Origin of the sequence: Luteimonas padinae, from assembly GCF_014652935.1 — a bacterium.
In the GTDB taxonomy this organism is placed as follows: Bacteria; Pseudomonadota; Gammaproteobacteria; order Xanthomonadales; family Xanthomonadaceae; genus Luteimonas; species Luteimonas padinae.
In genome coordinates, this window is sequence record NZ_BMZT01000005.1 from 145925 (window position 1) to 171064 (window position 25140).

Genomic DNA, 25140 nt, shown 5'->3' on the forward strand with positions numbered 1-25140 from the left:
TCAGAAGCCCTTGTCCCACTGCGCGTCGTAGCCGGCACGCAGGCGCGCGAAGTCGGCGCGCACGTCGGCTTCGTCGCGCGTGCCGCGCAGCTTGAGCAGCGAGCGCTGCAGCCGCGCCAGGTTACGTTCGCGCCAGGCGGTTTCGGGGATGTGCATGCGGCCGCGGTCGAGGTCGATCAGCCAGCCCTTGCCGGCGTCGTCGTAGAGGATGTTGTGCGCGTTGAGGTCGGCGTGGTCGAGGCCCTCGCGGTGGAAGCGCGCGATCAGCCGGCCGGTCTCCGCCCACGGCACGGTCGCGGGATCGGCCGCGGCCAAGTCGGCCAGCGAACGCACGCCCACGAGGCGTTCCATCAGGATGGCGGCGGTATAGGTCAGGCCGTCGCGCACGTAGGAGGCCGCGATCGGCTGCGGCACCGGCAATCCGCGCCGGAGCAGTTCGCGCAGCAGCCGGTACTCCACGAAGCTGCGCGCGCGGTTGGCGCCGCGCCAGAGATGGCGGTCACGGTTGAGCGGCGCGACCAGGCCGCCGCGCAGGTAGTGGCGCAGCACGGTCGGCCCGTTGCTGGTGTCGTCGATGAACCAGGCCCCGCCGCGGCCGCTGCCGGACACCGGGACCGCGCGCGGGCCCCAGGCCTGCGGATCGAACCAGCGCGGGTCGGCTTGCCGCAGCTGCGTCCGGTCGAACAGAATCGAGCCCGCGCCGCGTCCTCCGGGACCGGCGCGGAACGGCGTCAGGCTCTCGGCGGCGTCGAACACTGCCATCCGCCGGAGTCTAGCAAGCTTGCAGCCTCAACCCGATCCACCGCGTTCGATCTGCCTGCTGCGCCTGTCCGCGCTGGGCGATGTCACCCATGTGCTGCCGCTGGTGCACACGCTGCAGCGCGCATGGCCGGGCGTCGCGCTCACCTGGATCATCGGCCGTGGCGAGCAGCGCCTGCTCGACGGCCTTCCGGGCGTCGAGTTCATCGTCTACGACAAGAAGACCGGCCGCGAGGGCATGCGCGCGCTGCGCCGCGAGCTGTCCGGCCGCGAGTTCGACGCCCTGCTGCTGATGCAGCTCGCGCTGCGCGCCAACCTGCTGTCGCGCGCGGTGCGGGCGCGGCGCCGCATCGGCTACGACCGCGCGCGCTCGAAGGAGCTGCACGGCCTGTTCGTCGGCGAACGCATCCCCCCGGCGCCCGGAGGCCACGTGCTGGACGTGCTGGGCGCCTTCGCCCGTCCGCTTGGGCTGCGCCAGGAGCACATCGAGTGGAACCTGCCGGTACCCGGCGACGCCCGTGACTGGGCGCGCGCGCAGTGGCCCGACGACGGCCGCCCGACGCTGGTGGTGTCGCCCTGCTCCAGCCACCCGCTGCGCAACTGGAGCGCGGAGCGCAACGCCGCGGTGGCCGCGCACGCGGTGGCGCAGGGCTGGCGGGTGGTGCTGTGCGGCGGGCGCAGCCAGCTCGAACGCGACACCGCGGATGCGATCCTCGCCCGGGCCGGCGTGCCGCTGCTCGACCTCGTTGGCAAGGACACGCTGAAGCAGCTCCCGGCGCTGCTGGAGCGCGCCGACCTGGTGATGACGCCCGACTCCGGCCCGACCCATATCGCCAACGCCATGGGCACGAAGGTGCTGGGGCTGCACGCGGCCACCGACCCCGCGCGCAGCGGGCCGTACTCGGACCGCCGCTACTGCGTCGATCGCTACGACGAGGCCGCGCGCCTGTACCTGCGCCGGCCGGCGTCGGCGCTGCGCTGGGGCACCAAGATCGAGCGCGAGGGCGTGATGGACCTGATCAGCGTGGACGACGCGATCGGCGCCTTCGAGCGCTACCGCGCCGACCACCTCGCCGCGAAGCAGCTGCCGCCCGTGTAGGAGCACTACAGCTGCGACCGCGTCATCCCCGGTAATCCTGGTACGACTTCTCCTCGACATAGCTCGAACCCAGCGCGAGGTTGATCGCCTTCTTGATCCGCGCGCGCTCGTCGTTCTGCTGGTAGACGCTGCGCGCCAGCTCGACGAAGGCCTGATCGAAGGACCCGGCCTTCTCCTTGAGGCGGACTTCGTCCTCGATGTCCCAGAGCCGCTCGTTGACGGCCTTCAGGTCCGCACGCAGGCGGGCGATGTCGCCGCCGGCGGCCGGGTGCGCCATCCAGGTCTTCTCCAGCGCCGACAGCTCGCGGCGGACGTTGGCCAGCTTGGCCTCGTCGCTCATGCGCTCGGACTTGATCTGCAGGATCGAGATCTTGTCCAGCAGCTCGCCGAAGGAGACGGGGACGGTGATTTCGGACATCGGGGACCGCCGGAGCGTCGGTAGGGCCGGCCAGTGTAGCGCTTCGCCTTGTCGCCGCTCCCCGCGGCCCGTATCATTGCGCCCCCGGCCCACGCGGCCGGGACCACCGGAGAGGTGGCAGAGTGGTTGAATGTACCTGACTCGAAATCAGGCAGGCGTTTATAGCGCCTCGGGGGTTCGAATCCCCCCCTCTCCGCCAGATACGCAAAGCGCCCCGCAAGGGGCGTTTTGCGTATCTGGCGGAGACGGCGGATGTTGATTCAACCATCCGGTTCGACCCGGAGGCGCGCAGCGCCGCAGGGCGCCCGGCCAACGGCCGGGCCATCCCCCCCCGGCCCGGTCTAACGGAAGACCACCCCAAACGCGACGTTGCCAAAATCCGCCCGCGCGCACCGTCGCGTGCATTCCCCCATACGCATGCCACCATCAGCCAATCCCACGCGCCTTCCACGCCGTGTATACCATCATCCCCATCCGACTCCGCCGTCCCACGCACTGCATGCCCGCTGACCTCCGCCGCCCGCCGCTTCCGTTCTCCCATCCAGCCCACCCGGGAACCGACGCGGCCAGCGCATGATCGAATTCGGCCATCTCACCCACGTCGGCCTCCGGCGCGAGCTCAACGAAGACACCTATTACGGCGACAGCGAGCTGGGCCTGTGGCTGGTCGCCGACGGCATGGGCGGGCACGAGTACGGCGAAGTCGCCAGCGCGCTGGCGCGCGAGGCGATCGTGCGCGAGACCCGGCAGGGCACGTCGCTGGCGCAGGCGATCCGCATCGCCGACGAGGAGATCATCGGGGCTTCGCGCCGGCGCCAGGACGCGCTGCCGATGGGCACCACCGTGGTCGCGGCGCGGGTGACGGGCAGCCGCTTCGAGGTCGCCTGGGTCGGCGACAGCCGGGTCTACCTGTGGCGCGACGGCAAGCTGGCGCAGCTGTCGCAGGACCACAGCTACGTCCAGGAGCTGATCACCCAGGGCGCGATCAGCATCGACCAGGCGCGCAGCCATCCGCAGCGCAACGTGGTCACCCAGGCACTGGGCGTGACCGACCCGCAGGCGCTCAACGTCGAGACGATGTCCGGCGAGCTCGGCCCCGGCATGCAGCTGCTGCTGTGCAGCGACGGCCTGACCGAGGAGGTGGACGACCGCGCCATCGCCCGGGTGCTGGCGCACGGCGAGTGCAGCGCGCAGGAATGCGTCGACGGGCTGGTGGCCGCGGCGCTGGACGGCGGCGGTTCCGACAACGTGACCGTGGTGCTGGTGCGCCGGCACTGAGGCCGGCGCAACGGATGACGTGCCGCCGCCGCGGGACCGGGTGGTCGCGGCCGCAGCCGTGACTACAGGGCGCTGGCCTCGGGAGCGGGCGCGCCGGCGTCGTCCCACAGCGCCGTACCGGCCCGCCCACGGATCGCGGCGACGCGCGCCAGGTGTGCCTCGAGCTCGACCGGGTCCACCGCCACGCGCGGCCGCGGAGCCAGCGCTGCGGCGCGCGGCAGGTCGATTCGCGCCACCGAAGGCTCCGGCATGGCCGGGCCGGCCAGGCCCAGCTCGGTCTGGCCCGAGGTCAGCGCCAGGTAGACCTCGGCCAGCAGCTGGGCGTCGAGCAGCGCGCCGTGCAGCTGGCGGGCGGCGTTGTCCACGCCCAGGCGGCGGCAGAGCGCGTCGAGCGAGTTGCGCTGGCCGGGGAAGCGCTGGCGCGCCAGCTCGAGCGAGTCGAGCACCGTGGCGCGGTCGGTGATCCGGCCGCGGCCATCGAGCATCGACAGCTCGTAGTCCAGGAAGCCGATGTCGAAGGCCGCGTTGTGGATGACCAGCTCGGCGCCTTCGATGAAGTCCAGGAATTCGTCGGCGATCGCGGCGAAGCGCGGCTTGTCGGCGAGGAAGTCCAGGGTCAGGCCGGTCACTTCCTGGGCACCCGCCTCGAACTCGCGGTCGGGATGGATGTACTGGTGCCAGGTGCGGCCGGTGGGCCGGCGCTCGACCAGCTCCACGCAGCCGATCTCGACGACGCGGTTGCCCTTGCGCCATTCCAGGCCGGTGGTTTCGGTGTCGAGGACGATCTGGCGCATCGGTGGTCGGGGCTTCCAGGTGGACGGAGGACGCGGGCTCAGCGCGCCGCGGCGCGGAACCGGATGGCTTCGTTGCGCGCCAGTGTGTCGACGCGCTCGTTGTCGGGGTCGCCGGAATGGCCCTTCACCCAGCGCCAGTCGATGACGTGCCGGCCGCTGGCGGCGTGCAGACGCTCCCAGAGGTCGCGGTTCTTCACCGGGTCGCCGCCGGCGGTCTTCCAGCCGCGGCGCACCCAGTTGCGCATCCACTCGGTGATGCCCTTGCGGACGTACTGGGAGTCGGTGTGCAGCGTGACCGCGCAGTCCTCGGTCAGGGTCTCGAGGGCGACGATCGCCGCCATCAGCTCCATGCGGTTGTTGGTGGTCTCCGCCTCGCCGCCCACCAGCTCGCGCTCGCGTGCGCCGTAGCGCAGCAGCGCGGCCCAGCCGCCCGGGCCGGGGTTGCCGAGGCAGGCCCCGTCGGTATGCACTTCGACCGCCTTCATGCCGTCGCGGCCCCCGGCGCCACCGGAAGCAGGCGCCGCCGCCGGATGGGCGTGAGCGGCAGGCTTCGCTTGTCCGCGCGCAGGAGGTAGGCGGCGCGCAGCCCGGCGCCCTCCTGGCGGCGCGCATCGGCCACAGGTTCCCAGCGCGGGCCCATGCCTTCCGACACCGCCCCCGGCTCGAGGCCTGCACGGCGCAGCAGCCGCCGCCACGACAGCGGCTCGGCGGCGCGCAGGCCATGGCCGCGCCAGCGCCAGCGGTACGGCGACAGCGGGTTGAGCCCGAACAGCAGCACGCGGCCGCCGGGCAACAGCAGGCGTTCGACCTCCTCCAGCAGCGCGCTGCCCGCCGCGGCCGGCAGTGCGACGTGCTGCAGCACCACGGTGCCGAAGGCCTCGCTGGGCAGCGGCAGCGGCAGGCCGCAAGCCACGTCGCCGCCGAAACGCCCGCCGCGGGGATACAGCGCGACGCCGCGACCGTCCTCGGGGCGCTCCGGCGGCAGCGGCGCCAGCCACAGCCAGTGCTGCGCGGGCCGCTCCGCCAGCGCGCCGGCGATGGCGTCGCGCTCGCTCTGGAGCAGGGCCGCGCCTTCGCTGGACGCGAACCAGGCCTGGGCGGCGTCGGGTTGACCGGAGCGGGAACGGAGGGGCATGGTCGCCATTCTAGACGCCACGTCCCCGCCACGCGCCCCCGCCCATGGCTCCCGTTCCGATCCCGGCGTTCGCCGACAACTACATCTGGCGGCTGCCCGCGCAGGCCGGTCGCGGCACGCTGCTGGTGGATCCCGGCGACGCCGCACCGGTGCTGGCCGCCGCGGATGCCGGTGGCTGGGAGCCCGATGCCGTGCTGCTGACCCACCACCACGACGACCACATCGGCGGCGTGGCGGCGCTGCGCGAGCGCTGGCCGGGGCTGGAGGTCATCGCACCCGACGAGCCGCGCATTCCCTTCGCCACCCGGCGGGTCGGCGACGGCGACCGGGTCGAGGTCGCCGGCCATGGCTTCGACGTGCTGGCGGTACCCGGCCATACCGTGAGCCACATCGCATTCCACGGCCATGGCCTCTTGTTTTGCGGCGACACGCTGTTCAGTCTCGGTTGCGGCCGGCTGTTCGAGGGTACGCCGGCTCGTATGCTGGCCTCGCTCGACCGGCTGGCGGCCCTGCCCGGCCATACCCTGGTGTGCTGCGGGCACGAGTACACACAGTCGAATGCCGCCTTCGCGCGGACGGTCGACCCCGACAACCCGGCGCTCGTGCGCCGCAGCGAAGAGGTGGCCACCTTGCGCGACAGTTCCCGTCCCACGCTTCCCGTCACGCTCGCCGACGAGCGCGCCTGCAACCCCTTCCTGCGCGTGGACGCGCCGGCTGTGCGCGCGTCCATCGCCGCCTGGTCCGGGGAGGACGCCCTGGCGCGCGTCGACGCATTCGCCGCGCTGCGGCGCTGGAAGGACGGATTCCGCGCATGAGGGCGCGCACCCTCGCCGCGGCGGCGCTGCTGATGGCGTTCGCCGCGGGACCGGTGGCGGCCGCCGACGCGGCGGCCGACGGATCGGACAGCAGTACCGCCACCAGCGCGACCGCGATCACCACGACCACTGCCACCGCCACTGCCGGGGCCACGTCAACGGCGGCTCCAGCGTCGGCCAGCCAGGCCGTCGCGGTCGCGACACCAGCAGCCGCCCAGGCTTCGACGGCCCCGCCGCCAGTCGGCCAGGCCGCCGCTGTGCCGGTACCTGACAGCGTCACCAGCGGCACCGCCATCTACGGGCGCTTCGTCGAAGGCCTGGCGCAGCCCGGGTGCGAGGACGCCAGCCCGCGCTGGCGTGCGCACTTCGCGCATGTGCCCGAGCAGCTCGTCTCCGGCGAGGGCGAGGTGCTGCCGCTGTTCGGCTACGTGGTCGAAGCGCTGCGCGCCGCGCACCTGCCAACCGAGTACGCGCTGATCCCCTTCGTCGAAAGCGGCTACCGCCCCGGCGCGCGCAGCGGCAGCGGCCCGGCCGGGCTGTGGCAGTTCATCGCCGTCACCGCCCGCAACCACGACATCCCGGTGCGCAAGGGTTACGACGGGCGCCTGTCGCCGGTCGACGCCACCCGCGCCGCGGTGCGCTACCTGAAGACGCTGCACGGCATGTTCGCCGGCGACTGGCGGCTCGCGGTCATGGCCTTCAACGCCGGCGAGTACCGCGTGCTCGGCGCCCTGCGCCGCCACGACCAGCGCGCCGCCGCGGCCAACCCCGAGCGGCTCGAGAGCCTGTCGGGCATCACCCGCGCCTACGTGCGCAAGCTGCATGCGCTGTCGTGCCTGATGGTCGAGGCCGGCGGCGACGCGGCCTGGACCCGCTCGCTCGACCGTCCGGTGGCGCGCCTGGTGGCGCTCGACATGGCCGACGAGCCCGCGGGCCTCGACGGCTATGCCAGGCGCCACGGCCTCGACGCCGCGCGCCTGCGCCGGCTCAATCCCGCGCTGTCCGGTGCGGCGCCGCAAGGCCACAAGGTCCTCGTCCCCATGGCGGCGACCCCGGCGGCGACCGGCGTGGCAAACTAGCCGGCCCACTCCACCGGGTCGAACACACCATGGGATTCCTGCAGGGCAAGCGCGCACTCATCACCGGCATCGCCAGCCAGCGCTCCATCGCCAACGGCATCGCCGAGGCCATGCACCGCGAGGGCGCCGAGCTGGCCTTCACCTACCAGAACGAGAAGCTCAAGTCGCGCGTCGAGGACGTCGCCTCGCGCCTGGGCGGCGGCCCCTCGTTCCCGCTGGACGTCACCGACGACGCGCAGATCGACGCCCTGTTCGCCGATGTCGGCAAGCACTGGCCGGACGGCTTCGACATCCTGGTCCACGCCATCGCCTTCGCCCCGCGCGAGGCCATCGCCGGGCAGTTCCTGGACGGCCTGTCGCGCGACGCCTTCTCGGTGGCGCAGGACATCTCCGCATACTCGCTGGCGGCGCTGGCCAAGGGCGCGCGCCCGCTGATGCAGGGCCGCAACGGCGCCGTGCTGACGCTCTCCTACCTGGGCGCCGTGCGCACCCTGCCCAGCTACAACGTGATGGGCGTGGCCAAGGCCAGCCTCGAGGCCACGATGCGCTACCTGGCCTACAACCTCGGGCCGGAAGGCATCCGCGTCAACGCGATCTCCGCCGGCCCGATCAAGACGCTCGCCGCGTCGGGCATCGGCGGCTTCCGGAAGATCCTGGGCCACGTCGAGGCGCATGCGCCGATGCGGCGCACGGTCAGCATCGAGGATGTCGGCAACGTCGCCGCTTTCCTGTGCTCCGACCTGGCCTCGGGCGTGACCGGCGAGGTCACCTACGTCGACGGCGGCTACAACATCGTCAGCATGACCGGGCTGGAAGAGCCGGCGGGTGGCGAAGCTGCGGCCGAGTAGTCGCTGCATACCGGCCGCCGCGCGTCCCGCGGCGGGCCTGGATACGAAGGTCCGCCGCGGGCCGCCGGCGTCGCCGCGGCCCCGGTGCGCGCTACAGGCGCGCTTCGACCGTGGTCACCCGCATCCGCTGGCGCAGCGCGCGCATCAGCGCCATCGCGTCCTCGTTGCCGGCCATGCCTGCCAGCTGCGTCTGCAGCATCGTGCGCTCCTCGGCGCTGGCCGCGGCGGCGTCGCCCGGGGTCACCTTCTCGACCGCATAGACCACCACGCTGCCGTCGTCCTGCAGCACGCGGCCCGCGGAAACCTTGCCTTCGGCCGGGGCCGGCGCGGCGAAGATCGCCTCGTTGGCCTCCGCCGACGGCATCGGCATGCCACGCGGCGTCCCGGGCATGGGCATGTGCATCCAGCCCTTGGCCTCGGCGACTTCGGCCAGCGGCTTGCCGCCGGCGACCTCGGCCACGGCCGCGTCGGCCTCGGCGAGCACGGCCTTGCTGGCGCGATCGGCGCGGATGGCCGCGACCACTTCGTCGCGGACATCGGCCAGCGGGCGTTCGCGCTCGGGTTCGTGCGCGGTGACGCGGATCAGCACGCTGTGGTTCGGACCCAGCTCGATCGGATCGCTGACGGTGCCGTCCTGGACCAGCGCCTCGGAGAACGCGGCGCGCTGCACCTGCTCGTTGGCGACGATGCCCTCGCCACCGCCGCGGACGAACGGGCCGGCCTTCTGCACCGGCAGGCCCGCCTCGCGCGCGGCCGGCGCCAGCGAGCTCGGGTTGCGGTAGATCTGGTCCACCAGGCGGCCGATGAGTTCATTGAACGCGCGTTCGCCGTCGGTCACGGCCTGCGCGGCCGCAAGTTCGGCGCGGGCCTCCTCGAAGCCGACCGCGCGGCCTTCGCGCACCTCGCGCACCAGCAGCACGTGCCAGCCGAAATCCGTCAGGACCGGTTCGCTCGGGACGCCGGGCTCGACCGAGGCCACGGCCTGATCGAAGCTCTCGCCCATGATCCCGTCTTCGATCCAGCCAAGGTCGCCGCCGCCGGCCTTCGAGCCCTCGTCATCGGACTCCTCGCGCGCGATCGCCGCGAAGTCGGCGCCGGGCGCCCGGACCTTCGCCGCGATGGCATCCGCGCGCGCCTTGGCCGCGTCGCGCGCGCCGGCGTCGTCGCCCTCGGGCGCGCGCACCAGGATGTGCGAGACCAGGCGTTGGGCAGGCTCGACGAACCGCGCCTTCTCCTGCTCGTAGCGCGCGCGCAGGGTGGCGTCGTCGGCGGGCTGCGGCGCAGGCACGGCGTCGGCGGTGATCTCGACGTACTCGATCGACACCTGCTCCGGCGCGCGGTACTCGGCGCGGTGCGCGTCGTACCAGGCCTGGATCTCGGCGGCCGACACGGCGCCGGTGTCCGCCGCGGGCGCCGGCAGCATGGCGACAGTGGCGTCGCGCTGCTGGCCCAGCAGTTCCATGGTGCGCGCCAGCTGGCCTTCGCTGGCGAACGCGGTCGCGGCGACGCGGCTGGGCAGCAGCACCATCTGCAGGCGTTCGCGGAGTTCGTCCTGGTGCTGGCGCGGCGTCTGCACCGGGACGCGCGACTGCAGCAGCATCTGGTAGCGCTGGGGATCGAAGCGGCCTTCGACCTGGAATTCCGGCATCGCCTGCAGCACTTCGCGCACCTGGTCGTCGCCCACGGCCACGCCGGCGCTTTCGGCGGCAAGACCGAGCACCGCGCGGTCGACCAGCTGGTCGAGGACCGCAAGCTTGTTGTCCATCTGTTCGAACGCGCGCGCGTCGAAAGCGTCGCCCTGGGCCGCGCGCGCCTGCTGGCGGGCGAGCTCGAATTCACTGCGGAACTCCTCCGGCGACACCTCGCGGGATACCCACACCGCCTTGCGCACCGGCCACAGGTCGGGCGCCGAACGCCACCATGACGGTGGTGCCTCGACCTTCGCGGCGTAGTTCGCCGAATTCTGGAACAGGTACTGCTCCATGCCGAAGAAGGCGAACGGGATCGCGAGGATCGCGACGATCACCACGGCGATCCAGCCGGAGGTCTTATCTCGAAGTGCTTGCAGCATGTCAGGGCGCGCGTTGGACGTAGCCGCGCAGTCTAGCGCATGGCCGGGCGCAGCGGCCCCGCGGACCGGAAAAGAAGAAAGGCGCCCTTTCGGGCGCCTTCCTGGTGTGACTGGCGGAGTGGACGGGACTCGAACCCGCGACCTCCGGCGTGACAGGCCAGCATTCTAACCAACTGAACTACCACTCCGCGTTGTCGAACCTTGTTGCGAGCGTCAATCCCCGGTGGTGGGTGCTGAGGGGATCGAACCCCCGACCCTCTCCTTGTAAGGGAGACGCTCTACCGCTGAGCTAAGCACCCCAGCGGAGTTGCTCAGTTTACTGCATCCTTCAGCGCTTTGCCAGCCTTGAACACAGGATTTTTCGAAGCGGCGATGGCGATCTCTTCGCCCGTGCGCGGGTTGCGGCCCGTGCGCGCGGCGCGCTCCTTGACCTGGAAGGTACCGAAGCCGACCAGCGCGACGGTGTCGCCCTGCTTCAGGGCCTTGCCCACCGACGACAGCACGGCGTCGACGGCGCGCGCGGCATCGGCCTTGGACAGGTTGGCCTCGTCGGCAACGGCCTGGACCAGATCATTCTTGTTCATCTATTCGGTGCTCCTGCGCAGCACATGGCCGCTCGTGTGGTGGCGGGCCTGCGGGCGGTGTTCGCCGCCGGCGGCTCCGGGGTCGCGTGCGGCGCGGGGCCGTCGATGCGAGCGCGACTTTATACCAGCGCGCCCGCACCCACGCAAGAAAAGCGTGCGCTCCGTCAGTGCTTGACGGCCGCGCGCGACGACGATTTGCGCGGCGCGCGCGCGGTCTGCGCGACCACCGCGCCGGCCTTCTTCACCGGCGACAACGGACGCTCGAGGGCGAGGTCGAGCACCTCGTCGATCCACTTCACCGGCACGATCTTCATGCCGTCGGTGACGTTCTTCGGGATGTCGGCCAGATCCTTCCTGTTCTCCTCGGGAATGATCACCGTGGTGATGCCGCCGCGCAGCGCCGCCAGCAGCTTTTCCTTCAGCCCACCGATCGCGGTCACCTTGCCGCGCAGGGTGATCTCGCCGGTCATCGCCACGTCGGCGCGCACCGGCACCTTCGTGAGCGTGGACACCAGCGAGGTCGCCATCGCGATGCCCGCGCTGGGACCGTCCTTGGGCGTGGCGCCGTCGGGCACGTGCACGTGCACGTCGTGCTTCTGCAGGAAGTCGAGCTCCAGGCCGAGGCGTTCGGCGCGCGCGCGCACCACCGACAGCGCGGCGGACGCGGACTCCTTCATGACGTTGCCCAGCTGGCCCGTCAGCGTCAGCTGGCCCTTGCCCGGCACCAGCGTGGACTCGATCTGCAGCAGGTCGCCGCCGACTTCGGTCCACGCCAGCCCGGTGACCAGGCCGATCTCGTTGTCCTGCTCTGCGCGGCCGAAGTCATAGCGCCGCACACCGAGGTACTTGTCGAGGTTCCTGGAGTTCACGCTGACCGCGCGCGCCTTCTTCTTCTGCGGGCCGGCCAGCGCCACCTCCTTCACCACCTTGCGGCAGATCTTCGCGATCTCGCGCTCGAGGCTGCGCACGCCGGACTCGCGCGTGTAGTAGCGCACGATGTCCTGGATCGCCTCCTCGGCCACCCTCAGCTCGCCGTCGCGCAGACCGTTGGCCTTGATCTGCTTGGGCAGCAGGTAGCGCATGGCGATCTTGATCTTCTCCTCCTCGGTGTAGCCGGGGATGCGGATCACTTCCATGCGGTCGAGCAGCGGGCCGGGGATGTTGAGCGAGTTCGACGTCGCCACGAACATCACTTCCGACAGGTCGAGGTCGACCTCCAGGTAGTGGTCGTTGAAGGCGTTGTTCTGCTCGGGATCGAGCACTTCAAGCAGTGCCGACGACGGGTCGCCGCGGAAGTCCATCGACATCTTGTCGATCTCGTCGAGCACGAACAACGGGTTCTTCGTGCCGGCCTTGTTGAGGTTCTGCACGATGCGGCCCGGCATCGAACCGACGTAGGTGCGGCGGTGGCCGCGGATCTCGGCCTCGTCGCGCACGCCGCCCAGGCTCATGCGCACGAACTTGCGGTTGGTGGCCTTGGCGATCGACTGCCCGAGCGAGGTCTTGCCCACGCCCGGCGGACCGACCAGGCACAGGATCGGGCCCTTCATCTTCGACACCCGCGACTGCACCGCGAGGTATTCGAGGATGCGTTCCTTCACCTTCTCCAGGCCGTAGTGATCGGCGTCGAGCACGTCCTGCGCGACCTTCAGGTCCTTGCGAACCTTGCTGCGCTTCTTCCACGGCACGCCCAGCAGCCAGTCGAGGTAGTTGCGCACCACCGCCGCTTCCGCCGCCATCGGCGACATCTGCTTGAGCTTGTTGAGTTCCGCCTTCGCCTTGGCCTCGACCGCCTTGGGCATGCCGGCCGCGGCGATCTTCCGCGCCAGCTCCTCCAGGTCGTTGGGCGCGTCGTCCATGTCGCCCAGTTCCTTCTGGATCGCCTTCATCTGCTCGTTGAGGTAGTACTCGCGCTGCGACTTCTCCATCTGCGACTTCACGCGGCCGCGGATGCGCTTCTCCATCTGCTGCACGTCGATCTCGCCGTCCACCAGGCCGACCAGCATCTCCAGGCGTTCGGCGGTGGGGAAGGTCTCGAGCAGGCGCTGCTTCTCGGCCAGGCGCACGCCCAGGTGCGCGGCGACGGTGTCGGCCAGGCGCGACGGTTCATCGATACCAGCCAGCGTCTGCAGCAGCTCCGGCGGCAGCTTGCGGTTGGTCTTGACGTACTGCTCGAACAGGCCCATCAGCGAGCGCGCGATCGCTTCGATCTCGCGCGGTTCGCGGTCCTCGACCGGCTCGACCACCGCTCCGGTGCCGAACAGCGCGCCGTCGACCTCGCGCACCGCTTCGACGGTGGCACGCGCAACGCCTTCCACCAGCACCTTGATGGTGCCGTCGGGCAGCTTCAGCAGCTGCAGCACCTGGGCAAGCGTGCCGACCGGGTGCAGGTCGTCGGCGCCCGGGTCATCGGTCTCCGCGGACTTCTGCGCCACCAGCAGGACCTGCTTGTCGCCTTCCATCGCCAGGTCCAGCGCCCGGATCGACTTGTCGCGGCCCACGAACAGCGGGATGACCATGTGGGGAAACACCACGACGTCGCGCAGCGGCAGGACCGGCAGGTCGATGGTGGTGGGCTGGGAGGTGCTCATCGGGACTCCTGGGATGGCGGGCGGCGGGTGGCCGCATGGCTCCCGTTATGGGGCCCGCCCGGGGTCCTTGCAAGCGGTGCCGATCACCTCGCCCAACGCCCGCTGGCGGGGCGCGTGCACCGCGTTCAGCCGGCGCCGGGAAAATCCCGCCTACTCCTGCGCGCCAGCCGAACGCCAAACGCCAACTCCTGTAGGAGCGGCTACAGCCGCGACCGCCACATGCCCCCGGAATGACGGGCCCAAGCCAGCGAATTGGCAGACCGGGTCGCGGCTGTAGCCGCTCCTACAGGAGAGCAACGGGCGGCCGGGCGCGCGAAGGGGCCCGGCCGGGGATTCAGTCGCCGGAGGCGGCCTTGGCGGCCGGCGCGGCCGGCGTCTCGTAGATCAGGTAGGGATCGGACTTGTGCTCGATCACCGACTCGTCCACCACCACCTTGCTCACGTTCTCCTGCGACGGCAGGTCGTACATGGTGTCCAGCAGGACCGATTCGACGATGGTGCGCAGGCCGCGGGCGCCGGTCTTGCGCTTGAGCGCCTTGCGGGCGATGGCGGACAGCGCGTCGGGGCGGAACTCCAGCTCCACGCCTTCCATCTCGAACAGCTTGCGGAACTGCTTGGTGATGGCGTTCTTGGGCTCGGACAGGATCTTGACCAGGGCGGCCTCGTCCAGCTCCTCGAGCGTGGCGACCACCGGCAGGCGGCCGACGAACTCGGGGATCAGGCCGAACTTGATCAGGTCTTCCGGCTCGACGTCGGCCAGCACCTTGCCGACCTCCACCTTGCGCTCGGCGCTCTTGAGTTTGGCGCCAAAGCCGATGCCGCCGGCTTCCGTGCTGCGCTGCTGGATAATCTTGTCCAGCCCGGCGAAGGCACCGCCGACGATGAACAGGATGTTGCGGGTGTCGACCTGCAGGAACTCCTGCTGCGGGTGCTTGCGCCCGCCCTGCGGCGGCACGCTGGCCACGGTGCCCTCGATGAGCTTCAGCAGCGCCTGCTGCACGCCCTCGCCGGACACGTCGCGGGTGATCGACGGGTTCTCGCTCTTGCGCGAGATCTTGTCGATCTCGTCGATGTAGACGATGCCCTGCTGCGCTTTCTCGACGTCGTAGTCGCACTTCTGCAGCAGCTTCTGGATGATGTTCTCGACGTCCTCGCCGACGTAGCCGGCCTCGGTCAGCGTCGTGGCATCGGCCATGGTGAACGGCACGTTGAGCATCCGCGCCAGGGTCTCGGCCAGCAGGGTCTTGCCCGAACCGGTGGGGCCGACCAGCAGGATGTTGGACTTGGCGAGTTCGACGTCGTCGTTCTTCTGGCGGCTCTCGATGCGCTTGTAGTGGTTGTACACCGCCACGGCGAGCGTCTTCTTGGCCCGCTGCTGCCCGATCACGTACTGGTCGAGGACCTCGAGGATCTCCTTCGGCTTGGGCAGCGAACTGCGTGCGCTCTGGGCCTTCTCCTCGAGTTCCTCGCGGATGATGTCGTTGCACAGCTCCACGCATTCATCGCAGATGAACACGCTCGGGCCCGCGATCAGCTTGCGGACCTCGTGCTGGCTCTTCCCGCAGAACGAGCAGTAGAGGATCTTGCTGCTGTCGCCGGAGCGGCCCTGTCTGTCTTCGGTCATGCCTTCGCCAATCGGTGTATCGGGGGATGTCGGGTCGAGAATAGCACCCGGGCCCCGGGCCGCAAGCGCGGCGGGGCCGGGTCGCCGCGGGCGGGCCGCGGCTCGGGATGGCCGGTCGAGGGCCCGGTCAGGCGGGCTGGATGGAGTCTTCCGGCCGGCGCTCGAGGACCTGGTCGACCAGGCCGTATTCACGCGCGGCCTCGGCGCTCTTGAAGTTGTCGCGCTCGGTGTCGTGGGCCACCGTTTCGATGGACTGGCCGGTGTGGCGCGCCAGGATCGCGTTCAGGTTCTGCTTCATCGAGAGGATCTCGCGGGCGTGGATCTCGATGTCCGTCGCCTGTCCCTGGAAGCCGCCCAGGGGCTGGTGGATCATCACCCGCGAGTTCGGCAGCGCGTAGCGCTTGCCCGCCGCGCCGGACGCCAGCAGCAGCGCGCCCATGCTGGCCGCCTGCCCGACGCAGATGGTGCTGACGTCGGGCTTGATGAACTGCATGGTGTCGTAGATCGCCATGCCGGCGGTGACGATGCCGCCGGGCGAGTTGATGTACAGGTTGATGTCCTTCTCGGGGTTCTCGGCCTCGAGGAACAGCATCTGCGCCACGATCACGTTGGCGACGTGGTCGTCGATGCCGCCGACCAGGAAGATCACCCGCTCCTTCAGCAGGCGCGAATAGATGTCGTACGCGCGCTCGCCGCGGCTGGTCTGTTCGACCACCATCGGCACGAGGTTCAGGGCCTTGGTCTCGATGCTCATCTCAATCCTGTGTCAGCGGACGCGTCACGCCTGCGGCGCGATCGCTTCCTGGAAGGTCAACTGCTTGTCGGTGTGCTCGGCGCGCTCGGCGATCCAGTCGATCACCTGCTCCTCCATCACCCGGTTCTGCAGGCCCGACATAAGCTGGGGATCGTTGCGGTACAAGTCAATGACCTGCTGCGGCTCCTCGTAGGTCGAGGCGATCAGGCGCAGGGTCTCGTCCAGGCGCTTGCGGTCCAGCACCAGCTGGTGCTTGCGGGCGACCTCGCCCACCAGCAGGCCGACCAGCACGCGCTTGCGCGCCGGCTCCATGAAGTTCTCGTGGGCGTTGGCCGGCGGCTGCGAGGAACGGCCCTGGCGGCGGTTCTGCTCGGCAACCTGCGCCACCAGCGCACGGGCCTCCTGCTCGACCAGGTTCGGCGGCAGCTCGACGCCGGCGAAGGCCTCGACCAGCTGCTCGCCGACGGCGCGGCGCAGGCGGTTCATCAGCGCGCCCTTCAGCTCGCGCTCGAGGTTGGTGCGGATGTCGGCGCGGAACTGCTCCATCTCGCCGCTCTTGACGCCGAAGCTCCTGATGAACGCGGCATCGGCCTCGGGCAGCACCGCTTCGGAGACCTGCTCGGCCTTGAGGTGCACCTTTGCGGTCTTGCCGGCCAGCTGCGGCACGCGCCACTCGGCCGGGAACGCGACCTCGATGTCCTTTTCGTCGCCGGTGGACATGCCGACCAGCGCCTGCTCGATGTCGGGCAGCATCGCGCCGGAGCCGATCACCGACACGCCGCGCTCGACGCCCTCGGCGGGCAGGCGCTCGCCCTCGACGTCGGACCAGGTTTCGATGTCGACCGCGTCGCCTTCCTTCGCGGCCCGCGTCACCGCCGACCAGCTGCGGCGCTGCTGGCGAAGGTTCTCGATCATGCGGTCGATGTCTTCCTCGGTGACCTCGGCCACCGCGCGCTCGACCTTCAGGCCGGACACGTCGAGGTCGCCGAAGTCCGGCACCACCTCGAAGGTCGCGACGTAGGCGAGTTCGTCGCCTTCGGCCGGCTCGATCTTCGGCTGGCCGGCGATGCGCAGCGCGTTGTCGCGCACGGCACCGTCGAAGCCTTCGCGCAGCAGGCCGTCGAGGACTTCGCCGCGCACCTGCTGGCCGAAGCGCTGCTCGATCACCTTCGCGGGCACCTTGCCGGGGCGGAAGCCCTTGATGCGCGCGGTGCGGGCGATCTCGCGGAGGCGGCCGCCGACCTGTTCCTGGAGGCGGTCGGCCGGCAGGTTGATGGTCATCCTGCGCCCGAGGTTGCCGACGGTCTCGACTGAAACTTGCATACCCACTCCTGCCGCCGCGGCCGTTGCCGCGTGCTCTGGTTGTCTGGTTGGCCGGCCTGCCGGGCAGTGCCCGCGTCCGGCGACGGAACGGGATATTTTGGCGGAATCCCGCCGCTGCCGCCAGCACTGCGCGTTGACACCATCCGGGGCGCTCCCGACAATGCCCCGTGGCCCGCCATTCCACCGGCTCCGGGCCACGTCCGTCGGGGTATAGCGCAGTCTGGTAGCGCGCCTGCTTTGGGAGCAGGATGTCGGGGGTTCGAATCCCTCTACCCCGACCATCCCCGCGCCCGTAGCTCAACCGGATAGAGCACCGGCCTTCTAAGCCGGTGGTTGCAGGTTCGAGTCCTGCCGGGCGCGCCACAGGCCTGCCCACGCGCACGTCGCACTTTTCGCATCGAGCCGCTACAATGGCCGGCCCCCGGCACTGCCGGCGGCACCAGTGGTGGATGTAGCTCAGTTGGTTAGAGCACCGGATTGTGATTCCGGGGGTCGCGGGTTCAAATCCCGTCTTCCACCCCAGCTTTCCCGCCTGGCCGGCGGGTGTTGATCGACCGGCCAGCGCTTTGGTACCATTTCCCGCTCGGGGCCGTTAGCTCAGTTGGTAGAGCAGTTGACTCTTAATCAATAGGTCCAAGGTTCGAATCCTTGACGGCCCACCAAACCCGAAGCGCCCGGCACCGCCGGGCGTTTTTTTTGCCCGGGCCCACCCCGGGCCGATGCGAAAGTGGCGGAATTGGTAGACGCCCTGGTTTTAGGTACCAGTGCCGCAAGGCGTGGGGGTTCGAGTCCCCCCTTTCGCACCACCCCCTGCAGATGCACGCCGCGCACCCCGTGTATCCTCGGGGCCGGCACCTTTCATCGAACCCTTGGGGGGACTTCATGCGCAGCGGCAATCCGGTCCTGTCGGACTCCACGTTCCTCGACCTCGGCAGCGGCACCGTCGTCTCCCGCGACGCCGGGGCGATGACCATCAACGGCACGGTCAACAAGACCGCGTTCCTGCTGCTCCTGACGGTGCTCACGGCGGCCTTCGCCTGGAGCCAGGCGTTCGCCGCCCCCGGCGAGCTCGCGCCCGGCTTCTCGGTCTACATGTGGGGCGGCGCGATCGGCGGCTTCGTCCTGGCACTGGTCACGGTGTTCAAGAAGGAATGGGCGCCGGTCACCGCGCCGCTGTACGCCCTGGTCGAGGGCTTCTTCCTCGGCGCGATCTCGGCGCTCTACAACCACCTGTACGAAGGCATCGTGCTGCAGGCGGTGATGCTGACCTTCGGCACCCTGTTCGCCCTGCTCTTCGCCTACCGCTCGGGCTGGATCAGGGCCACGGAGAACTTCAAGCTGGGCGTGGTCGCGGCCACCGGCGGCATCGCGCTGGTCTACCTGGCGACGATCGTGCTGGGCTTCTTCGGCATCAACATCCCGATGATCCACGACAACGGCATCGTCGGCATCGGCTTCAGCCTGTTCGTGATCGTGATCGCCGCGCTGAACCTGGTGCTGGACTTCGACTTCATCGAGGCCGGTGCCGAGCAGGGCGCGCCGAAGTACATGGAGTGGTACGGCGCCTTCGGCCTGATGGTCACCCTGGTCTGGCTGTACATCGAATTCCTGCGCCTGCTGGCGAAGCTGCAGTCGCGCGACTGAGCCTCCCGCACATGCAGTGAGAGGAAGGGCGCCTTGTCGGGCGCCCTTCGCTTTTTTTGCCGGGAGAAAGGAAAAGCTTTTGCCACGGATGACGCGGATGGACGCGGATCTACACGGATCGGGCAAGAGCTGTTTTTTGCAGGAGGGCAACCGTGGTTCGGGGAGCGGCCGGAAACCTGGCAGCAGCAACTGCTGCGACCCGCCTGGGCTTCAGCCCGCTGCAGACGCGGTGTTCCGGGATCAAACTGAAGGAAGCTCCTGCTCTATCCGTGTAGATCCGCGTCCATCCGCGTCATCCGTGGCAAGGCATCTGCTTCCCACGCCCCCGCCAACGCCCGGGAAGGTGCTCAGGCCGCGCGCGTCGGGCTCGCCGCCGGGGCGTCCGCGCGCCGCGGCCAGGCCATGAAGGCCATGGCGATGAGGACCAGGATCCAGCAGTAGAAGACGGTGCCGGCGAGCGCCAGCGGGGAGACCGAGGCCAGGCCGGCGGCCAGCAGGATCTGCGCGCCGTAGGGCAGGATGCCCTGGGGCACGCAGGCGAAGATGTCGAGCACGCTGGCTGCCCTGCGCGGACTGATGCCGTGGCGCTGCGCGATGTCCCGGGCGACATCGCCGCTGACCAGGATCGCCACGGTGTTGTTGGCGGTGAACACGTCCGCGGTCGCCGACAGCGCGGCGATGCTGAACTCGCCGGTGCGGCGCCCGGTATGTCCGCGGGCGAAGCGCGCGATCGCACGCGCCAGCCACTCGAGGCCGCCGGCGGCCTTCATCAGCGCGCCGACACCGCCGATCAGCAGGGACAGCAGCAGGATCTCGGTCATGCCTTCGAAGCCGGTCCAGATGTCGCCGGCAAGGTGCACCACGTCGTAGCCCGGAGACAGGGCGATGCCGGAGATGCCGGCCAGCGCGAGCCCGATGCCCAGCACCAGGATCACGTCCAGCCCGCTCAGCGCCAGCACCAGCACCAGCACATAGGGCAGCACCAGCCAGGCCGAGGCCGGCTCGTCCGTCGTCACCGGCGCCGGCTCGCCGAGGAACGCCAGCAGGGCGATGGTCACCAGCGCGGCCGGCAGCGCGATCGCGAAGTTCTCGCGGAACTTGTCGCGCATCTCGGCGCCCTGGCTGCGGGTCGCGGCGATGGTGGTGTCCGAGATCACCGACAGGTTGTCGCCGAACATGGCGCCACCGATCACCGCCCCCAGCACCAGCGCGCGGTCCAGGCCCGATGCGTCGGCCACGCCGAGCGCGATCGGCACCACCGCCGCGATCGTGCCCATCGAGGTGCCGATGGCCAGCGAGATCAGCGCGGAGACCACGAACAGCCCGGGCAGCAGCAGCGCCGACGGCACCGCGCCGATGCCCAGCGCCACCACCGCGTCGACGGCACCGATCGCCTGCGAGACGTAGGCGAAGGCGCCCGCCAGCAGGAAGATCAGGCACATGGTCATGATGTTCGGGTCGCCCATGCCGCGCAGCAGGGTTTCGCCGGCGCGCACGCCGCGGCGATGGGCGATCCAGGCCGCCAGCGCCAGCGCCGGCAGGATCGCGACGGGTGCGCGCAGCTGGTAGAAGCCCATGTCCTCGCCCTGCAGCGTGAAGTACAGGCCGCTGCCGAAGAACAGCGCCAGGAACAGCAGCAGCGGGGTCAGCGCCAGGGCGCTGGGGCGGGTTTCCATCGCTTTATCCGCATGAAGGGATTCGGGATTGTGGCGGTCGCGGGCCAGCGCTGTCGAGGCGCCCTCCGGGATGCCGGCGTTCCAGAAACGAAACGGGCGCCGAAGCGCCCGTTCCATGATCCGCCCGGGGCCTGCCTGCGCAGGCGACGGGTCAGGCCGCCACGCGGCCCGCGATCGCCTTCGCGAAGGACATCGTGGTGCCCGTGCCGCCGAGGTCGGGGGTCAGCGAGTCCTTGGCCTCCAGGGTCGCGACGATCGCCGCGCGCAGCTGCGTCGCCCGGTCGGCCATGCCGATGTGGTCGAGCATCTGCGCCGCGCCCAGCAGCAGCGCGCAGGGGTTGGCCACGCCCTTGCCGGCGATGTCCGGCGCGGAGCCGTGCACGGCCTCGAAGATCGCCGCGTCCTTGCCGATGTTCGCGCCCGGGATCAGCCCCAGGCCGCCGATCAGGCCGGCGCAGAGGTCGGAGATGATGTCGCCGAACAGGTTGGTGGTCACGATGATGTCGAACTGCTCGGGACGCATGACCAGCTGCATGCAGCAGTTGTCGACGATCATCTCGTTGCACTCGATGTCCGGGTACTCCTTCGCCACGTCGCGCGCGGCATTGAGGAAGATGCCGGAGGTCGACTTCAGGATGTTCGCCTTGTGCACCACCGTGACTTTCTTGCGGCCAGTGCTGCGCGCCAGGTCGAAGGCGTAGCGCACGATGCGCTCGGAGCCCTTGCGGGTGTTGCGCGTGATCGAGACCGCCCAGCTGCCGTCGGGCGCGGTTTCCTGGCCTTCGGCGGTGTACGCGCCTTCGGTGTTCTCGCGCACTGTGATGATGTCGACGCCTTCGGTGAAGCGCGAGCGGGTGTTCGGGAACGAGGTCGCCGGGCGCACGTTCGCGTACAGGTCGAAGTGGCGGCGCAGCTGCACGTTGATCGACGAGAAGCCGCCGCCGACGGGCGTGGTCAACGGGCTCTTGAGCGCGACCTTGTTGCGGCTGATGGAATCCAGCGTGGCCTGCGGCAGCAGGTCGCCGTGCTTCTCGAGGGCCACCAGGCCGGCGTCGGCCTCTTCGTACGCCAGCCCGAGCTTCATCGCGTCGAGCACGTGCAGGGTGGCGTCCATGATCTCCGGGCCGATGCCATCGCCGCGGATGACCGTGATTGTCTGGGTCATTGAGTGGGGTCCATGCTGGGGGGACGCCGGGCGCGATGCGGGGCGTCAGGGGGACGGAATGCAGCGGCCAATTATGCCAAAAGCGGCCGTTTCCTGCCGCCCGGCGGGGCCTGGACGCTGTGATCCACGGGCGCCTGCAACCCGCCGGAAGCCGGCCCGGCGGCCGCGGGAACCGCTTGGGAGCCGCCCGGATCGCGGCCATGGCCGCTCCCACAGAGGCTCCCTGGGGCTTCTACAGGGGACTCCTTGGGGGCTCCCACGCGGGCGGCCGTGGGCGTCAGCCGTGGACGTGCTCGCCGGGGGCTTCGGCGCCGGCTTCGAGCTGGTCGAGGAAGTCGACCGCACGGCGCAGGTGCGGGATGACGATGCTGCCGCCCACCACCAGGCCGATCGAGAAGGCCTCGAACATCGCGTCGCGGCCGACCCCGGCGTCGCGGCACTTGGCCACGTGGTAGCTGATGCAATCGTCGCAGCGCAGCACCAGCGAGGCGACCAGGCCCAGCAGCTCCTTGGTCGCCACGTCCAGCGCGCCGGCCTGGTAGGCCTGGGTATCGAGCGCGAAGAACCGGCGCACCACCTGGTTGGGCTCGGCCAGGATGCGTTGGTTCATGCGCTCGCGGAACTCGGTGAAGGCGCGGACGCGGTCGTCGCTCATGCGCCCTTCCCTCCCAGCAGCGGCTCGAAACCACCGGCGCGGTGCAGCGCCATCATGTCGTCGTAGCCGCCGACGTGGACGTCGCCGACGAAGATCTGCGGCACCGAGGTGCGTCCGGCCAGGGCGACCATCTTCTCGCGCTCGGCGGGGTCGGTGTCGATCCGCACCTCGGTCCACTCCAGGCCCTTGCTGCGCAGGAAGTTCTTGGCGGCGACGCAGTAGGCGCATACGGCGCTGGTGTACATCGTGATCTGGGGGGTGGCTTGCTCGTTCAAGTCGGTCTCCGGAAACTTGCGGGGTCGGCGATGGTCCGATTGTGCGGCCCCGGCGCGTGAAAGCCACCCCGCACGTGCGGGCCGCAGCGTCGCGGCCATGCGGATTAACACGGTATTCACTCCCTGCGCCGGGCACGCCCGCATCCTGTCCCCAGCCTTTTCAGGACCCGACCGCACATCCACATGCGCCCGCTTTCCGCCGCCATTGCCATGGTCTTCGCGCTCGCCGTCGCGCCTTCGGCCGCGCAGCAGCGCCTGCCCGACATCGGATCCTCCGCCGACACCGTGCTCGCACCCGCCCAGCAGGAGGAGTACGGCCAGATGCTGCTGGCGCAGCTGCGCCACTACGACTACGTCCTCGACGATCCGCTGGTCGACAGCTGGCTGCGCGGCCTCGGCAACCGCCTGGCGGCCGCCAGCGACCAGCCGGCCCAGCCCTTCACCTTCTTCATGATGAAGGACCGTTCGATCAACGCCTTCGCCACCCTCGGCGGCTACATCGGCACGAACGCCGGGCTGGTGCTGGCGGCGGAGACCGAGGACGAAGTCGCCGGCGTGATCGCCCACGAGGTCGCCCACGTCACCCAGGCGCACGTGCTGCGCAGCGTCGAGCGCGCGCAGCGCGACAGCATCCCGCTCCTGCTCGCCATGCTGGGCGCCGTGGCCGTGGCCTCGCAGAGCGGCAGCTCGTCCGGCGACGCCGGCATGGCCGCCCTCGCCAGCCTGCAGGGCCTCGCCCTGCAGCGGCAGATCGACTACACCCGCTCCAACGAATCCGAGGCCGACCGGCTCGGCATGCGCACCCTGTCGCGCAGCGGCTACGACACCGCGGCCATGGCGCGCATGTTCGAGCGCATGCAGGCGATGTCGCGCACCAACCAGGGCGGCGAGCGCGAACGCCTGCCCGACTACATGCGCACGCACCCGGTCACCACCACCCGCATCAGCGAGACGCGGCAGCTCGCCGAGCAGTACCAGGGACGCGAGGCCGGCGCCTTCGCCACCGGCGGCCTGGCCGGGAACAGCCTGCTGCTGCCGCCGGGCCTGCGCCCGGGTGCGGGCGGCGGCGTCCCGGGGCCCGCCGACACCACGGTCCAGTTCGGCTGGGTCCGCGAGCGCCTGCGCGTGCTGAGCGCCAACACACCCCGCGAGGCGATCGCCGAATACGGCCGGCTCGGCCGCGCCGGCCCGCTCGACGACGCCCAGCGCTACGGGCTGGCGGTGGCGCAACTGCTCGCCGGCAGCGGCGCCGAGGCGGCGCGCGGCTTCCAGGCCCTGCTGGCCACGCACCCCGACGACACCTGGCTGCTGCTCGGCCTGGCCCAGGCCGAAGCCCGCCAGGGCCACCACGCCGCCGCCGACGCCCGCTTCGAAGCGCTGGTCCGGCGCATGCCGCGCAACCGCGCGGTGGTGCTGGCCTATGCCGAAGTGCTGGCCGAGCGCAACAACGCCGAGGCCGGCCGCCGCGCCCAGGACATCCTGCGGCCGCTGATGGCGGCGTCCGGGGACGATCCCGTGTTCCAGCGCACCTTCGCGCGCGCCAGCGAGATCGCCGGTGACCCCGTGCGCGCGGGCGAGGCCTGGGCGGAGAGCGCCTACCTGAACGGCCGCGCCGAGCAGGCGCTGATGCAGCTGAACACCCTGCGCCGGCGCGACGACCTCGACTACTACGCCCGCGCGCGCATCGACGCCCGCATCGCCGCCATCACCCCGACCGTGCTCGAACTCCGCCGCCAGGGCATCCGCGACCCCGACCTGCGCAAGTAGGGCCAGCCGGCCGCCTCGTGACAGTGTCACCAGACTGTCACCAAACCGTCGTCTAATGGCGCCGACCCCCCAGAAGCGAGCGGTGACCGCGTGCAGAAGCGCATCCTCATCGTCGATGACGAACCCGCCATCCGCGACATGGTCGCCTTCGCCGTGCGCAAGGGCGATTACGAACCGGTGCATGCCGGCGACGCCCAGCAGGCGCAGGAAGCGATCGCCGACCGGGTGCCCGACCTGATCCTGCTGGACTGGATGCTGCCCGGCACCAGCGGCATCGAGCTGGCGCGCCGCTGGCGCCGCGAGTCGCTGACCCGCGAAGTCCCGATCATCATGCTGACCGCGCGCGGCGAGGAGAACGATCGCGTCGGCGGCCTCGAGGCCGGCGTCGACGACTACGTGGTCAAGCCGTTCTCCGCGCGCGAACTGCTGGCGCGGATCCGCGCGGTGATGCGGCGCTCGCGCGACGACGACGAGGACGGCAGCGTGACGGTCGGCGTCCTGCGCATCGACGGCGCCGCGCACCGCGTCTTCGCCGGCGACGAGCCGGTCTCGATCGGGCCGACCGAATACCGCCTGCTGCACTTCTTCATGACCCATCCCGACCGCGTCTACACGCGCTCGCAGCTGCTCGACCACGTCTGGGGCGGCAGCGTGTACGTGGAGGAGCGCACGGTCGACGTGCACATCCGCCGCCTGCGCAAGACGCTGGAGCCCTTCACCCTCGACGCCATGGTGCAGACGGTGCGCGGCGCGGGTTACCGATTCTCCGCCTCGGTCTAGACTGGC

Annotated in this window: 23 protein-coding genes and 8 tRNA genes; 14 read left to right on the forward strand and 17 right to left on the reverse strand. The window is 70.5% G+C overall.

Features of this window, described 5'->3' with window-relative positions; all coding sequences use genetic code 11:
* A complete protein-coding gene (locus IE168_RS07250) occupies positions 1-762 on the reverse strand; it encodes a 3-deoxy-D-manno-octulosonic acid kinase (protein WP_189496706.1) in 762 nt (253 codons plus the stop codon).
* A gap of 19 nt (positions 763-781) precedes the next feature.
* On the opposite strand from IE168_RS07250, the gene IE168_RS07255 reads away from it, so the two are divergent.
* The gene (locus tag IE168_RS07255) at positions 782-1858 is read left to right on the forward strand and encodes a glycosyltransferase family 9 protein (RefSeq protein WP_229823228.1); all 1077 of its coding nucleotides are present in this window, start codon (positions 782-784) and stop codon (positions 1856-1858) included.
* A 22-nt stretch (positions 1859-1880) separates the two neighbouring features.
* Here IE168_RS07255 and IE168_RS07260 read toward each other — a convergent pair whose 3' ends face one another.
* A complete protein-coding gene (locus IE168_RS07260; protein WP_189496708.1) occupies positions 1881-2276 on the reverse strand; it encodes a DUF6165 family protein in 396 nt (131 codons plus the stop codon).
* A gap of 108 nt (positions 2277-2384) precedes the next feature.
* Here IE168_RS07260 and IE168_RS07265 point away from each other — a divergent pair.
* Together IE168_RS07265 and IE168_RS07270 are read left to right on the forward strand one after the other, a co-directional pair.
* Positions 2385-2475 (forward strand) — tRNA-Ser (locus IE168_RS07265).
* 374 nt (positions 2476-2849) lie between these two features.
* Positions 2850-3554, forward strand: a complete 705-nt coding sequence (locus IE168_RS07270; RefSeq protein WP_189496712.1) for a PP2C family protein-serine/threonine phosphatase — start codon at positions 2850-2852, stop codon at positions 3552-3554.
* Positions 3555-3616: 62 nt separating this feature from the next.
* On the opposite strand, the gene dnaQ is transcribed toward IE168_RS07270, so the two are convergent.
* From dnaQ to IE168_RS07285, 3 genes are read right to left on the reverse strand one after another with little or no spacing between them, the layout of a single operon-like run.
* Positions 3617-4348 carry a DNA polymerase III subunit epsilon gene (dnaQ, locus tag IE168_RS07275; RefSeq protein ID WP_189496714.1) on the reverse strand — a complete coding sequence of 244 codons (732 nt, stop codon included), beginning with the start codon at positions 4346-4348 and terminating at the stop codon, positions 3617-3619.
* Between the two features lie 38 nt (positions 4349-4386).
* Positions 4387-4833, reverse strand: a complete 447-nt coding sequence (rnhA, locus tag IE168_RS07280; protein WP_189496716.1) for a ribonuclease HI — start codon at positions 4831-4833, stop codon at positions 4387-4389.
* On the reverse strand, positions 4830-5483 hold the full coding sequence (locus tag IE168_RS07285) for a hypothetical protein (RefSeq protein WP_189496718.1): 654 nt from the start codon (positions 5481-5483) through the stop codon (positions 4830-4832). Before IE168_RS07285 ends, rnhA begins: the two co-directional genes overlap by 4 nt.
* Positions 5484-5527: 44 nt before the next feature.
* Here IE168_RS07285 and gloB point away from each other — a divergent pair, with 44 nt between their 5' ends.
* The 3 genes from gloB to IE168_RS07300 are packed head-to-tail and all read left to right on the forward strand — an operon-like array spanning position 5528 to position 8225.
* On the forward strand, positions 5528-6298 hold the full coding sequence (gene gloB, locus IE168_RS07290) for a hydroxyacylglutathione hydrolase (RefSeq protein ID WP_189496720.1): 771 nt from the start codon (positions 5528-5530) through the stop codon (positions 6296-6298).
* Positions 6295-7377, forward strand: a complete 1083-nt coding sequence (locus IE168_RS07295; protein WP_189496722.1) for a lytic transglycosylase domain-containing protein — start codon at positions 6295-6297, stop codon at positions 7375-7377. The genes gloB and IE168_RS07295 overlap by 4 nt, the downstream gene beginning before the upstream one ends.
* A 29-nt stretch (positions 7378-7406) precedes the next feature.
* Positions 7407-8225, forward strand: coding sequence for an enoyl-ACP reductase FabI (locus IE168_RS07300; protein ID WP_189496725.1), 819 nt, complete (start codon positions 7407-7409; stop codon positions 8223-8225).
* A 91-nt stretch (positions 8226-8316) separates the two neighbouring features.
* Here IE168_RS07300 and IE168_RS07305 read toward each other — a convergent pair whose 3' ends face one another.
* The 8 genes from IE168_RS07305 to tig form a co-directional block, all read right to left on the reverse strand.
* Positions 8317-10296, reverse strand: coding sequence for a SurA N-terminal domain-containing protein (locus tag IE168_RS07305; RefSeq protein WP_189496727.1), 1980 nt, complete (start codon positions 10294-10296; stop codon positions 8317-8319).
* A gap of 111 nt (positions 10297-10407) precedes the next feature.
* Positions 10408-10484: transfer RNA gene (locus IE168_RS07310), tRNA-Asp, on the reverse strand.
* A gap of 36 nt (positions 10485-10520) precedes the next feature.
* Positions 10521-10595: transfer RNA gene (locus tag IE168_RS07315), tRNA-Val, on the reverse strand.
* A gap of 12 nt (positions 10596-10607) precedes the next feature.
* On the reverse strand, positions 10608-10880 hold the full coding sequence (locus IE168_RS07320; RefSeq protein ID WP_189496729.1) for an HU family DNA-binding protein: 273 nt from the start codon (positions 10878-10880) through the stop codon (positions 10608-10610).
* A 164-nt stretch (positions 10881-11044) separates the two neighbouring features.
* A complete protein-coding gene (gene lon / locus IE168_RS07325; RefSeq protein ID WP_189496731.1) occupies positions 11045-13471 on the reverse strand; it encodes an endopeptidase La in 2427 nt (808 codons plus the stop codon).
* Positions 13472-13805: 334 nt separating this feature from the next.
* Positions 13806-15095, reverse strand: coding sequence for an ATP-dependent Clp protease ATP-binding subunit ClpX (gene clpX / locus IE168_RS07330; protein WP_189496733.1), 1290 nt, complete (start codon positions 15093-15095; stop codon positions 13806-13808).
* A gap of 127 nt (positions 15096-15222) precedes the next feature.
* Positions 15223-15849: an ATP-dependent Clp endopeptidase proteolytic subunit ClpP gene (gene clpP, locus IE168_RS07335; RefSeq protein WP_189496735.1), complete on the reverse strand. Its 627-nt coding sequence runs from the start codon at positions 15847-15849 to the stop codon at positions 15223-15225.
* A 24-nt stretch (positions 15850-15873) separates the two neighbouring features.
* Positions 15874-17172 carry a trigger factor gene (tig, locus tag IE168_RS07340; RefSeq protein WP_189496737.1) on the reverse strand — a complete coding sequence of 433 codons (1299 nt, stop codon included), beginning with the start codon at positions 17170-17172 and terminating at the stop codon, positions 15874-15876.
* 204 nt (positions 17173-17376) lie between these two features.
* Here tig and IE168_RS07345 point away from each other — a divergent pair.
* From IE168_RS07345 to IE168_RS07370, 6 genes are all read left to right on the forward strand, one after another.
* A tRNA-Pro gene (locus tag IE168_RS07345) sits at positions 17377-17453 on the forward strand.
* A 5-nt stretch (positions 17454-17458) separates the two neighbouring features.
* Positions 17459-17535: transfer RNA gene (locus IE168_RS07350), tRNA-Arg, on the forward strand.
* An 82-nt stretch (positions 17536-17617) separates the two neighbouring features.
* Positions 17618-17694 (forward strand) — tRNA-His (locus tag IE168_RS07355).
* A 64-nt stretch (positions 17695-17758) separates the two neighbouring features.
* Positions 17759-17834, forward strand: a tRNA-Lys gene (locus tag IE168_RS07360).
* Between the two features lie 59 nt (positions 17835-17893).
* Positions 17894-17978 (forward strand) — tRNA-Leu (locus tag IE168_RS07365).
* A 76-nt stretch (positions 17979-18054) separates the two neighbouring features.
* Positions 18055-18816 (forward strand): Bax inhibitor-1/YccA family protein, encoded by a 762-nt coding sequence (locus tag IE168_RS07370; protein ID WP_189496739.1) that lies wholly within the window; start codon positions 18055-18057, stop codon positions 18814-18816.
* Positions 18817-19163: 347 nt separating this feature from the next.
* Here the strand turns inward: IE168_RS07370 and IE168_RS07375 are convergent, their stop codons facing one another.
* From IE168_RS07375 to grxC, 4 genes are all read right to left on the reverse strand, one after another.
* Entirely contained in the window at positions 19164-20492 is a 1329-nt protein-coding gene (locus IE168_RS07375; RefSeq protein WP_189496741.1) for a Na+/H+ antiporter NhaC family protein, read from the reverse strand.
* Positions 20493-20643: 151 nt separating this feature from the next.
* Positions 20644-21657 (reverse strand): isocitrate dehydrogenase, encoded by a 1014-nt coding sequence (locus IE168_RS07380; RefSeq protein WP_189496743.1) that lies wholly within the window; start codon positions 21655-21657, stop codon positions 20644-20646.
* A 277-nt stretch (positions 21658-21934) separates the two neighbouring features.
* The gene (locus tag IE168_RS07385) at positions 21935-22312 is read right to left on the reverse strand and encodes a carboxymuconolactone decarboxylase family protein (RefSeq protein WP_189496745.1); all 378 of its coding nucleotides are present in this window, start codon (positions 22310-22312) and stop codon (positions 21935-21937) included.
* Positions 22309-22557 (reverse strand): glutaredoxin 3, encoded by a 249-nt coding sequence (gene grxC / locus IE168_RS07390; RefSeq protein WP_229823245.1) that lies wholly within the window; start codon positions 22555-22557, stop codon positions 22309-22311. Before grxC ends, IE168_RS07385 begins: the two co-directional genes overlap by 4 nt.
* Before the next feature lie 213 nt (positions 22558-22770).
* On the opposite strand from grxC, the gene IE168_RS07395 reads away from it, so the two are divergent.
* Both IE168_RS07395 and phoB read left to right on the forward strand, forming a co-directional pair.
* Positions 22771-24354, forward strand: a complete 1584-nt coding sequence (locus tag IE168_RS07395; protein WP_189496748.1) for a M48 family metalloprotease — start codon at positions 22771-22773, stop codon at positions 24352-24354.
* A 90-nt stretch (positions 24355-24444) separates the two neighbouring features.
* Entirely contained in the window at positions 24445-25134 is a 690-nt protein-coding gene (gene phoB / locus IE168_RS07400) for a phosphate regulon transcriptional regulator PhoB (protein ID WP_189496751.1), read from the forward strand.
* Positions 25135-25140 lie beyond the last annotated feature (6 nt).